Below are 13006 nucleotides of genomic sequence, written 5' to 3' on the forward strand. Positions count from 1 at the left end.
ACCTTAAATGAATGAAATATTATATCAATGATTAAATTTTCTTATTTTATTGGGGTTCATGACGTGCGGTTTGTGCCGTCTTGGTACTACAGAGGGTTTGGGATTAAATTAAGCCCATTCTTCGGATTTGCCAAATCATCCCAAGTACAAAACCATCATTCCATTAAGTCTATTGCCCAAATCCGTTGTAGTAGCTTTTGGTGGCAGTATTTTTATTCTTCATTTTCCATTTCATCCTCCTCATCTTCAACTTCTTCATTATTAAAATCATTTAGACTTAATATTTTTTTACGATTTTTAAACTCCCCATTCTCTAACGTGTATTCAAGAAATTTGCTTAATGCTTCTTTCATTGATGGGTTAATATTTATAGTATTATTATCTTGTATTACAATACCATCACTAATCATACTTTTAATAGTTTTCCATGTACGGTAATCATAGTAACGATATTTGCCATTCTCATCAGTTCTTCTAAATCTTTTAAATTCTTTAGATTTCATTTCTTCTGAGAGCTTATTATATATTTCATTTAATTCATCTTCATTTTTTATTAAATTTAGGATGCTATTTAAATTATAAAATCCATCATTTAAATATCTATCAAAAATGGCATCATCCATGCGAGTATACGAATAAGATTTTGTTAGCTTAAATCCCTTAATCATTCTTTTTTTTCTTTTATTCTCTCGTGCCTCGTCAAACTTTTGAGTTGTAAAGACTGCAATGATTATAATTATTAATGCAACAACGAAATATGAAATTAATCTTAATAATTGAATCCAAATATTTCCATAATAAGTTGTCTTAAAAAAATTAGGCTGTTCCTTAACATCAACGGAATTCACAACTTTAATTTCTTTTTGCCCTGCAACTTTACCTAATGATGAAATTTGTGGTGTACTACCTTTCTTATGTAGTATTAATAGTTTGATGATAAAATATTCGTCGGGTTCAATTATTATTGGAGTAAACGAGATTTTTTTACTATCATAATTTACAACTTTTAAGGTTCTCTTTATATAAGCATTACTAGCTTTGATGATTTCGGGTTTTTCAACCAAAGTACCTGTACTTATTTTTAGTCCGACTGGATCATTATTGTCATAGAACTCTTTAATTATAGCTTTATTACCATTGTTTATTACTCTAATTGTAAATATTCTTAAATTTTCCTTTGTCTGTTTAAGGTTTGTACTATCATAAGTAACCTCTAATTTATTCAAATCAGCATTAAAATCTAGTACATTAGTATTGGCTATTATTTCATATCTCAAATCAACAGTTTGATCTTCAAAAAATGCATATATTGTTATTATTGTTCCAATTAGACCAAAAAATGTTAACAATGCTTTTGAAGCGTAATTGTCAAATAATTTGACTAAAAAATTCTTTTCTTCCATTAAAATTTTAACTGTTTAGTATTATATCAAATATCTTTTTCGGTAGAATTGCCACCAACTCGGTTATATGTATGACAGAATCATACAAAGCCACCTCATTTAAGATGGATATATATAATAAGTGATTGTATTTTATCTAAAATCAAATATATAATTAATTATTTAAAAATTATCAAATGAGAATTAATTTGTGAGATATTTTTCTGACTTATATCAATAAATGTTTTGGTTGCTTTACAACAGATATTACTTAAATAATTCTCAAATTTCTTTTAAATTTAAAAATTACTCTTAAAAGCAGTATGCCCGCGAGAAGTCAATGTCATTAAGTTAAGGATATAAAACCATCGTTTTGTCATTCCGAGGTACGAGGAATCTCACTAGTGACTCACGTTATGTGATTTCTCCTTCGTCGAAATGACATAAAAAACGCTTAACTTAATGACATTGAGCGAGAAGGATGGGAGCAAGTTACCGAAGTAACGCGGACAGCCTGACAGCATAAAGGAAATGGGCCGAATCACCGTAATGATGAGTTGGCCCATTTCCTTTATGGTGGCTCGCCCAAATAATCTTTACCAGACCGATGAAGAGAATGTTTTATACCGTCGTTTCGGTTAATGTAATGAAATTATTTTTTGAGGTTTCGCAGAGCGGACAGCAATAATCTTTGGGGAGATGCTCGAAAAGTGTTCCTTTCTCGATCCCCTGTGTGACATCGCCGTATTCTGAGTTATAGACCGTTAAGCAGTCCGGACATTGATGAATGTCCTGAGCTTTGGTTTCTTTTTTGGTACTTGTGTTTTGGAATTCGAGTACGCTGTTGCCTAGTTCGCCAAAGTATTTTTTACTGAGTTCTATCAGGATATTGGGCAGTTCGAGTTTGTCGACATCTTGTGCATGTACGATGTATTCGCGAGTGTTTGGGTCAAAATTTTTGGCGTGCAAAATGTTGAATGTATCCCTTATTTTGATGGATTCGAGGTCTTTTGGTGATTCGTTTTTTTCGATTACCACCGAAGTGAAATAATGGCCGTCACGGTTATAATCGGATAGGCCGAAGGTAAGCCCATACGTACTGATGTCGAACTGGTCGAGGGTGCGCACGAGGAAGGTTTTGAGGTTCAAAGCCCATTCTGTTGCCACCGGTAAATGCCAGTTGAGTTCTAATAAAGAGTGACGGACGTTGATTCCTTTTTTGCCCAAGAATTTTTCCCAATCGAGTTTGCGGTCTTTTGGGATTCCTTTTACGATGAAGGATTTCCAGGGGGTGATACATATTTTTCCGATTTTGCAGTCGAAACACAAATCACACATTTCTTTGAGAAATTCCAGGTCGTAAAGATTGTTGCGCCAGTAGAGTCCGAGCCAGTATTGATCAATTCCGAGTTTGTTCATGCCTTCGTAATAAGGGAAAGGGTAAAACGGAATGTTCAGCGGTTGGTCGATGGTTCTGTTATTGGTGTCCAAATCGCCCATGAGTTGAAAAATCATGTCGACCGTATTGGGTTCTTCCTGTAATGTTTTTTCGATTTCGTAGTAGATTTTGCCAATGTCCCAACTGTAAATCAATACGGGGAAAAGCTCCATTTTGTCCCATTTTGGCAAACGAACATACAGAAACCAGTAGTCTTCGTGGTGCGAAGCGATAAAGTTAATATGGCCTGTGAACAGCGGAACGAGTTGTTGTTTTGGGTCGGTTATGTTGACTTTGAGTTTAGGCTGTTCCTTGAATTGTTCCAATATGTAAAGGAATTTGTTCCCTGTGAGCCAAGGTGTATTCGGGAAAATATCTGTCGATACATAGGAAGAAACAATGTTATTGCCACTTTTTTCGTTGGGCAAAACAAAATGGTGTTTCCCGATTTTTTCGAGTGTGTTATTTTTGAATCCTTTTGGGAATATAATGTCTTGTCTCGAACCAAAAGAAATGGCTTCAAGACCCTGTTCCAGTGCCATATTTACAATTTCCCGTAATTCTCCCGGAGATATTACTCCGCCTTTTACTATGAGTCTTGTTAATTCCATTTTTTTTGAATTATGAATTATAAATTATGAGTTTTTGTTTTCAGTATATTATCTAATTAACTAATTATCATATTCTCACATTATCTAATTATCAAATTGACTACTTCACCTTCGCTAATATCTCCTTTACTTCTGTTTTGCAGCTTCCGCAGCCGAGTCCCGCTCCGGTGGTTTTGCAAAGTTCGGTGAAATTGGTGACGCCGCTTTTGATGCAATCCTCGATGTTGCCACTTCCTACCTGACTGCAGGAACAAACGAGTTTTCCAATTACGGGTTTGGCTTCAGAACCGCTTCCTCTTAATAAGGTGTTTCGTTTGTCGGCCAATTCGATTTTGCTTTCAATCATTGTTTTGAATTCGGCAAACTCATTTTTGTCTCCCATAAGGATGGCACCAATGAGGAGGTCGTTCTTGACGATACATTTTTTATAATAGCGTTTCCCTAAGTCGGCAAAAACAATTTCTTCGTAGGAATCGTCGTTTTCAGGCACTTCGATTTGGCCAATAGAACATAGATTGATGTCTTCCAATTTTAGGATATTCATCAAAATCGATCCTTTGTAAAAACTGCTGATATCCCCGGCAATAAAGTTTGCTAAAATATCGGCCTGTTCTTCGGCGGCTGAGGTGATTCCGAACAATTGGCTGTTGAATTCGGCTATTTCTCCAATGGCAAAAATGTCAGGGTGGGAGGTTTGTAGGTATTGGTTAACTTTTACGCCACGCCCGCAAGCCAGACCAGTTTCTTTGGCCAATTCAATATTCGGAATAGTTCCAATGGTGTACACAATGGCATTGGCAGTAAGTATTCGTCCGCTTTTCAGGGCAATTTCTAGTTCGTTGGCATTATCGGTTTCAAACACGGTGCTGACTTCGTTATCAAAATAGATTTGAATGTCGCGTTGTTGCACTTCTTCGGCCAATAATTTACTGGAAATTCGATCCAGTTGGCGTTCCATCAATCGGGACGCTCTTTGTATGATTGTTATTTTTACTTTTTTGTGTTTTAATGCTGCAGCTAATTCAAGTCCCAATAATCCGCCACCTACAATTACTACGTGTTGTTCTTCGGTTGGTAGATTGGTTTCGTCAAGATAATTTTTTAATCGGTCGGCATCATTCTTTTTTCGGATGGTAAAACGTCCCGGCAGGTGCAACTGAGCATTTTCAGGAACAAAAGGACGGCTTCCGGTAGCCATAATCAAAGTGTCAAATTGATGAATGGTTCCTTTGCTGTCGGTTATTGTTTTGTCGGTTGAATTTATGTTTTCGATGGCAACACCCGATTTCATTGTGATATTCAATTGACTCATGCCATCGCTTTTTATTTTCAAAAGGCTTTCCCAAGTAAATTCTCCTGTCATATATTCCGGTAGTAAAACACGGTTGTAGAAAGGATTTTCTTCATTGGAGAAAACAATAATTTCGTCAGAAGTATTGATTTCCCTGTAATTTTGAATAAAACGAAAAGCCGCGGCTCCCGCGCCTACAACAGCGATTTTTTGGAACGGTTTTACGTATTTGGTAACCGCTACCGTAGTGTATTTAAAATCAGGTTCTTTGGAAATTGGATCAACAATTGTGTTTGTTAGGTTGTTGGTTCTGTTCAGGTCGTTATCCAATTGTTTTCCCCAATGCATTGGCAGAAACAAAACACCCTCCTTGATCGTGTCGGTTACTTTGGCTTTGACACGAACTTCACCGTTTTTACTGCTCACAACAACGATGTCTCCATTTTTTATTTTGCTTTTGTAAGCATCTATGGGATTTATTTCCAGAACGGGGCTAGGAGTGTGCGTCATCAATCGGGACACTTTGCCGGTTTTGGTCATCGTGTGCCATTGGTCACGGATACGTCCTGTGGTCAATATAAACGGATATTGGTCAGACGGCGGTTCCGAGGTGTTTTCGATACTGGTCGGGATATTGAAAATTGCTTTTTGCGAAGGCGTAAAGAATTTTCTGTCGGCAAATAATCGGGGAGTACCTGGATGTCCATAATCGGGGACAGGCCATTGAAAAGTGCCTTCGTTTTTGAGTCGGGAATAATTAAGGTATGAAACGTCAATGTTTGTGCCTTTCGTCATTAGGCAATATTCTTTGTAAACGGCCTCGGTATTATTGAAATTGAAACCGGAGAATTTCATTTTTTTGGCGAAAGCCAATAGAATTTCCACATCAGACAAAGCTTCTCCCGGAGCATTAATTCCTTTTGGCAAATAGGAAATGCGTCGTTCCGAGTTGGTCATTGTTCCTTCTTTTTCGAGCCATCCGGCGGCAGGCAGCAATACATCGGCAAACTTGGCCGTATCGGCATTATGAGAGATGTCTTGAACGACAACAAATTTGGCATTTTGCAATGCTTTTTCGGCTCTTCGGGCATCAGGTAAACTCACCATCGGGTTGGTACAGATGATCCAAATGGCTTTCATTTTTCCTGATTCCAAAGCGTCGAACATTTCGGTTGCAGTCAATCCCGGCTTTTCGGAAATGGCATCGATTCCCCAAAAATCAGCCACTTCCTTTCGGTGCTCCGGGTTGTTTAGCTCTTTGTGAACGGCAAGTAAATTTGCCATTCCACCCACTTCACGGCCACCCATTGCGTTGGGTTGTCCCGTTAGTGAAAAAGGACCTGAACCCGGTTTCCCAATCTGTCCGGTTATAAGTGAAAGGTTGAGCAAAGCAGTATTTTTATCCACTCCAATGGCGCTTTGGTTCAATCCCATTGCCCACATGGATATGAAACCTTTGGCTTTGCCAATAATATCGGCGGCGGTATGAATGTCATCTACCGAAACGCCACATAATTTGGATGCTTTTTCATAAGAACTTCCCATTACGAGGTCTTTGTATGCACTAAAATTCTCGGTATGGTTTCCTATAAAATCAAAATCAACGAAGCCTTTTTCGATAAGGCGTCTTCCTATGGCATGGTACAAAATGATGTCTGTTCCTGGAAATATCTGTAAGTGCAAATCGGCAGCCATGGCCGAATCTGTACGTCTTGGATCGACAACGATAATTTTTGTTTTTGGATTTTTTTCTTTGTGTTGTTCCAGTCTTCTAAACAGAATTGGGTGACAAAAAGCAGGATTTGCTCCTGTAATCAGGAAAGTGTCTGCCAATTCAATATCGGCATAAGCAATCGGCACAGAATCTTCTCCAAAGGTTTTTTTGTAACCCGCCACCGCCGAACTCATGCAAAGTCTCGAATTTGTGTCTATATTATTGGTTTTCAGAAAACCTTTTACGAGTTTGTTGACTAAATAATATTCTTCGGTCAAACATTGTCCGGAGATATAAAAACCAACACTGTCAGGCCCGTGTTTTTTTATAATAGAAGAAAAAACTGCAGCAGCGCGGTCTAATGCGGCATCCCAACTGACTCTTTCTTTTGGGTGCGATCTACTCCATCTCATTTCGGGGTACAGTATCCTGTCGGATGTGTCGTTGACTACATAATGCAAGTTCATCCCTTTGGAACAAAGCATTCCTCTGTTTACGGGATGATTTTTGTCACCTGTAACCGTCACTCCATTTTTAGAATCATTTTTTACAATAATTCCGCATCCTACTCCACAATAGGAACACGTAGTTTTGATTTCTGTATTTTGCATTAGGTAAGTCTTCGTTTATAATGTAGTCCTTTGAGGATCGTTATCGATGTTATTACATAAACAAAAGTAAGTAATAATTACGTATTAATACGTATAAAATTGATTTTATTTGGATGTTTTGTTAAATAAAATTAGAATGTTAAAAATCGATAGCCTTTTTTGAATTATTGAAAGTATTGTCGATTCATTATTGAGATTTTGAAAGTTAGAGAGTAAAGAGTAAAGAGAATGAATAATAGAAGGTTGTAGATATAGGAGAAATCTACAATCTTGAATCAGCAATCTGTAATCAAAAATCTTAATTCTGCAATCATTATTTGGGCGTGCCCCTACGTGAAAAACTTCGGGTCGTGCTGTACGTTCCCGCTTTTTTATTGGTGGCAAAAAGAGCCACCAATAAAAAGAGCTCCACTGCCATCACTCACGCGACAAGAAGATGTTATCAATACAATTGAAGTTTAATCGTATAATTAAATTTTACTTATTTAATTTTTTTTAATTTAGAGAAATCTGCGAAATCTGCGTGACACTTTTGCACGCAGATTTTCGCAGATTGAGTCAGTAAATTTTTGGCAAAGCACCAAGAGCATTTTTTTGATATATGTGCTTAACAATTTTGTACCAAAAAATAATGCTCCCAAAAAAATGGCAAATTTTTGAGAGCATTCATAGATAATTTATTAAAAATGAAAAAGCTTATTTTCGATCCATTTCTTTGGAAAGAATGGGCTGTTTTTCGTTCATGATTTTGGTAACAGTTATGTGCATCCAAATCAAACAGGCGGCTGATAAAAGTAATATGAAAATCCAAGAACTTGACCAAACCCCGGTTGCGGTCAGTAGATAGCCAAAGATAATTGGACCAAAGAAACCGCCAAGACCTCCAATCATTCCAACCATTCCGCCTACAACACCCACTTCAGTCGGAAAATATTCAGGAATGTGTTTGTAAACCGCCGCTTTTCCTATTCCCCAAGAAATCCCGATAAGAATAACTAATACAAGATACACCCACATATTGGCACTAAAATGGATGTCGGTTATTCCTTTGGCGATAAGCTCTTTTTTCTTCACTTCTTGATTTTCGGAGACTACTACTTGTTGCCAAGAATTTCGGGTTGGGAATATGGTATTTTCGATAGGTTTGTTTACTTTGGTTATAATCGGGAATTCTTTTTCGCCCACTTTTACAAGAGTGCTAGACACTGCTGTGATGATACCTTTTTTGGTTGCCATAACGCCAGGCCCGGAGGTGGAGATATCCATTTTTGGAACCATTAACAAAGCACTTAGAATTACAGATGAACTCAAAACCCAATACATTACTTTTCGGGCTCCAAATTTATCGGATAAAAATCCACCAAAGGCGCGAATTACTCCAGATGGTAAACTGAACATTGTTGCAAACAGTCCGCCCATTACCAAACTCGTTTGATATACATTCATAAAGTTTGGTAACAACCATTGTGAATAAGCGACAAAGCATCCAAATACCAAGAAATAGTAAGCTCCAAAACGCCAAACTCTTGCACATTTTAAGGATTGCAACATTTGAGGAACGCTCTTGGTTTGGTTTTCGTTTTTCTTATTTTTTGTAAAAATCAAAAAGATGATACCAATTATTACTAATGTTGCTCCGTATAGAACAGGAAGGAGTTTCCAGCCGTTTTGAGGATCATCGATTGAGAATTGGTTTAACAGTGATGGAGCCAAAAATGTCGTGATTGCCGCACCGGCATTTCCCATTCCAAAGATTCCCAATGCTCTTCCTTGCCATTCTTTTGGATACCAGATAGATGTAAATCCGATGCCAACAGCAAAACTTGTTCCGACCATTCCAAAGAGAAAGCTTAGTAAGGCAAACATGAAAAAACTGTCTGCAAACGGTAAAAGAAACAAGGGAATAGAGCAGAGAAGGAGTAATAAAGAGAATACGTATTTCCCACCAAATTTATCGGTTAATATTCCTATTGGCAGGCGCATAATAGAACCGGTTAAAATCGGAATTCCTAAGAGCCATCCTACTTGGACAACGTCCCATTTGAAAATTCCGTTATCTACTAAAAAGGTCACCAGAACTCCATTAAGAGTCCAACAAGCGAAACACACCGTAAATGCTAAAGTGTTTAGAAATAAAATTCGGTGTGATACTGAAAGGGAATTTGTTGTTGACATAATACTTGTTATTTTTATACAAATCTAAGTAGTATGTCGTATAAAAAAACTGCGAAAACGCAGTTTTTGAAAAATAATTAAGTATTTATACTTATTTTTGTTTTGAGAGATTCTAAGATTCTAAGTTTCTGAGTCTTTCCCGTTATGTAAAAAATCTTAGTAACTTAGCATCTCAGGAACTTAGAATCTTTATAGAAGAGAATACTCAGACGCTTTATTGGAAAGCTCCATTAGATTCTTAACTTTCAGTTTTTTCATCAGATTGAAACGGTGAACTTCGGCGGTTCTTTTGCTGATGTCCAAAGCTTCGGCAATTTCCTTGTTTCCTTTTCCGCTAAGCAAGAGTTTTAGAATTTCTTTTTCCCTTTTGGTGATTAATTGTTCTTCTCCCAAAGGTTGTTTGGGTTCAGGTGTCAAGCCTGGATTGGTTAATTGACCAATTAATATAGACGAAATGTCACCGCTGAAATATTTACCTCCATTAGAAACAGTATGAAGTGCTTTCAGGAATTCTTCTTTGCTGGAACCTTTTAGTAAGTATCCGTCGGCACCGGCTTGGATTGATTTCAATACGTATTCCTCGGATTCGTGCATTGAAAGCATTACGATTTTTACGAAATTGTTTTTGCCTCTAAGTTGTTCTACAACTTCAATTCCGGTCATATTTGGCATACGTATATCAAGAATCATTAAATCGGGCTGAAGGCTGTCTATTAAAGACAAGGCTTCTAGACCGTCTGTGGCTTCACCCACTACAGTGATGTTTGCTTCGTTTTCTAATAACGATTTTATACCGTCTCTTACAAATACGTGGTCATCTGCAAGAATTACTCGAATTTTGTCACTCATAATCTACTTATAGTTCTTTAAGTATATTCATCTAATTTAGTGGCTAAGATACGTAATTTTAAAATTCAATTTCAACTTCAAGGGCAAAATTAAATCTAGATTAACAGAAAGTTACAAATTGCGCACACGGACGATAGCACAATGCCATTAAGTTAAGGATAAAAACCATCGTTTTGTCATTCCGAAGCACGAGGAATCTCACTAGAGACTCACGTTATGTGATTTGCTTCGCCTGTTCGCTGTCGCTCGAGTCTCCTCCGTCGAAATGACATAAAAAAATCCTTAACTTAATGACATTGCGCGTGAAGGATAGGAGCAAGTTACCGAAGTAACGCGGATAGCCTGACCGCGTTGAGGAAAGTGGCCGTGTAAGCGGTTCTATAAGTAGGCCACTTTTCTCAACGGGGGCACGCCCTAATTGTCTTTTAAACTAATTACAACAATCACTTTCTGGAATTAATAGTAAATGTAAAGGTTTTACTTCTATATAAGCTTGTTTTTGATTAGTTATTAAGTAGTATTTTACTTTATAATTTTTAAATATTATGTATTTTAACGATTTTATTTGTTGTTTAAACGAATTTTATTTAATTTTATTTTTTTAAAAGTTCTTAGGTAATGGGGGTGAAAGTTTATAGCAAAGATTAAATCTCCATTGAATTTTGACTTAAAATCGTTAATCCATATTTATTATGAATGCAAAAAATATTGAAATAGAGGAAGTTATAAGAGATAATAGAGTTACAAGACTTTTGTGGTTTAGTCTTGGTTTTTTTCTTGCATTTTTATTTTTATTTCTATTTCTTCAAATAGATAAAAATTTCATTAATTGATTTGAAAACAAAACTGCGTAAGATTTAATGATGTTATTTTAATCATTGTCTGAGCGAGAAAACCGGTTTGCTCTAGGTAGTTAAAAAGTTATTCTCAACGTTTTTGTTTTAAAATTTGAAATATTATCCCCGAGTGTTATTGCTGTGAATTCGTAACGGCTTAATTGGGTTTTGGTCTTCATTTTGATAGTCTGTTATCATTGAAATTCCCATCGTTATTGAAATTTAAATAGGTATATTAAATGTAATTCTTGTTCCTTCATTTGGAATTGAATTGAAGAAAACACGACCGTTTATATATTGGATTCTTTCTTTCATGAAAAGCAGTCCCATTCCGGATTCGGAGTTTCTCTTTTTTTCAACGGCATTGATATCAAATCCTTTTCCGTTATCGTCGATGGTGATGCTCAGCAGGGAAGCACTGTGTGATAGTTGCACTATGATATGGGTGGAATCTGCGTATTTGATGGCATTGTTGATGGCCTCCTGAGTTAATCTGTAAATGTTTATTTCGATTAAGGAATCCAATCGGCTGTTGAAATCGGTTTTGTTGTAAAAAAGAATATTCTTTCCGGTAAGTTTAGAAAGTTCCAATGTGAGTTTGGCTAGAGCCGAGTTTATTCCGTGGTCGCTCAACTCGGGTGGCATCAGGTTGAAAGTGGCGGTACGAACACCCTTGATGATGTCGAGCGTGAGTTTTTTTAGGTATTCTATTTTTACTGTTGATTTTTCTTTGTCATCCAGATTAATGCTTTCGAGGCTGAATTTTAAGCCTGTAAGCATTTGCCCAATTCCGTCGTGAATTTCTCTTGCGATTCGGTTTTGTTCGTTTTCCTGATTTTCTACAATTTTGCTCGAAATTACTTTTTGCTGACTTAGTTTATCAGCAATGTTGGCTGCGTTTAACCGTTCGACTTCCTGTACTGCTTTTTTGCGATCGGTAATATCGAAACAGATAATTAAGAGTTCTGATTCGTCTTTTTTTATTGTTACCGGAACCATCGATAAATCCAGCCAAAGTGATTGTTCATTGCGGTTGGTGATGTTTAGTTCGCCTTGCCAGCCCCTGCGATGGTTTTCGAGTACGATGCGGTCAATGAAGAGTTGTTCTTTTTCGATTGGAGTTAGTACTTCACCCAGTTTTTTGTTGGAAAGGAAAGGATTGTACTGAATTAATTTTGAAAATTTTTCACCAATGTGAATAATGGTTCCGTCGGTGGCAATTCTGCAATAGAGTAAGGTGTTCTCCATTGCATAATTGAGTGATTTTAATTCTTTTACGGAGTTTTCTTTGGCTTCGCTGATGATTTCGGTGTCTTGCGCCAGTTTTATGGCTTTCCTTTCGGATGACAAAAGATTTGAAATCAATAACTCGACTTTTTTGTTGGTGGGTTTGAAAATGAAAATAAATTCCAATAATAAAACCAAAAGCGTAAAAGCAAGAATGGCGTATTCGGTTTTGGTTTGAAGGGTTACCTTTTCTAGGGCTTCTTTGTCGTATTCGCCCACAATTCGGTTCATTTTCGAAAGAAAAACTGCTCCATTGTCAAGAATAGTCTGAACCAGTTTTTTGTTTTCTGATTCGTTTTGATTGCTTTTTTTGTTCTCCAGAAAAGTATTGCTGGCCTTGAGCAATGCTTCGAAGTTGGGTTTTATATCTTCAAAATATTGAATCAGGATTTGATTTTTGTCTTTTGGAAATCCGAGGCTATCATTTCCGTTTATCAGAGAATAATGGTTGAATTTCCACTCGGATATCGTTTTAGAAATCTGGTTGATTTTTTCTTTCTTTTGCAAGGAATCAGTAATGAAATTGAGTATCAAAATTTCTTTGGTCAATTTCTGACTGAGCATTCTCTGCTTTCCCGAAATGTTTATTATCCTAGAATCGCTGAGCTGCTTGTTGAGGTTGTACTGAATGAGGAGTTGGCTCAAAAGAACCGTCACGGCAATAGTAATTAAGGCGAATAAATACATTCGCCTTAATTTTGTAAATGAAATTTTATCTAAAGAGACTTTTGATTTTTTTTTCATATAAAAGACCGTAACTTTTTTTTCGGAAACTACTTTTTTTCACCACAAATTACACAAATTTTCACAAA

Annotated in this window: 6 protein-coding genes; all 6 read right to left on the reverse strand. The window is 36.7% G+C overall.

The genetic code is table 11. From position 1 onward, the window contains the following. Positions 1 to 212: 212 nt before the first annotated feature. The gene (locus EM308_RS10455; RefSeq protein ID WP_070261826.1) at positions 213 to 1403 is read right to left on the reverse strand and encodes a hypothetical protein; all 1191 of its coding nucleotides are present in this window, start codon (positions 1401 to 1403) and stop codon (positions 213 to 215) included. Positions 1404 to 2003: 600 nt separating this feature from the next. Next, positions 2004 to 3431 (reverse strand): rubredoxin, encoded by a 1428-nt coding sequence (locus EM308_RS10460; RefSeq protein WP_035639400.1) that lies wholly within the window; start codon positions 3429 to 3431, stop codon positions 2004 to 2006. Positions 3432 to 3531: 100 nt separating this feature from the next. Next, positions 3532 to 7047: a nitrate reductase gene (locus EM308_RS10465; RefSeq protein ID WP_035639399.1), complete on the reverse strand. Its 3516-nt coding sequence runs from the start codon at positions 7045 to 7047 to the stop codon at positions 3532 to 3534. Between the two features lie 696 nt (positions 7048 to 7743). Further along, entirely contained in the window at positions 7744 to 9222 is a 1479-nt protein-coding gene (locus EM308_RS10470) for an MFS transporter (protein WP_035639398.1), read from the reverse strand. A gap of 189 nt (positions 9223 to 9411) precedes the next feature. Continuing rightward, complete coding sequence (locus EM308_RS10475) at positions 9412 to 10071, reverse strand: response regulator (protein WP_035639397.1); 660 nt, start codon at positions 10069 to 10071, stop codon at positions 9412 to 9414. A gap of 1058 nt (positions 10072 to 11129) precedes the next feature. Continuing rightward, positions 11130 to 12881, reverse strand: a complete 1752-nt coding sequence (locus EM308_RS10480; RefSeq protein ID WP_231560034.1) for a sensor histidine kinase — start codon at positions 12879 to 12881, stop codon at positions 11130 to 11132. Positions 12882 to 13006 lie beyond the last annotated feature (125 nt).

The sequence above is a fragment of the Flavobacterium gilvum genome, assembly GCF_001761465.1.
GTDB classification, from domain to species: domain Bacteria; phylum Bacteroidota; class Bacteroidia; order Flavobacteriales; family Flavobacteriaceae; genus Flavobacterium; species Flavobacterium gilvum.

Bases quoted from the DNA above. Each gene is read 5' to 3' on its own strand.
- EM308_RS10455 (WP_070261826.1), bottom strand. From the start codon at position 1,403: ATGGAAGAAAAGAATTTTTTAGTCAAATTATTTGACAATTACGCTTCA.
- EM308_RS10480 (WP_231560034.1), bottom strand. From the start codon at position 12,881: ATGTATTTATTCGCCTTAATTACTATTGCCGTGACGGTTCTTTTGAGC.
- EM308_RS10470 (WP_035639398.1), bottom strand. From the start codon at position 9,222: ATGTCAACAACAAATTCCCTTTCAGTATCACACCGAATTTTATTTCTA.
- EM308_RS10475 (WP_035639397.1), bottom strand. From the start codon at position 10,071: ATGAGTGACAAAATTCGAGTAATTCTTGCAGATGACCACGTATTTGTA.
- EM308_RS10460 (WP_035639400.1), bottom strand. From the start codon at position 3,431: ATGGAATTAACAAGACTCATAGTAAAAGGCGGAGTAATATCTCCGGGA.
- EM308_RS10465 (WP_035639399.1), bottom strand. From the start codon at position 7,047: ATGCAAAATACAGAAATCAAAACTACGTGTTCCTATTGTGGAGTAGGA.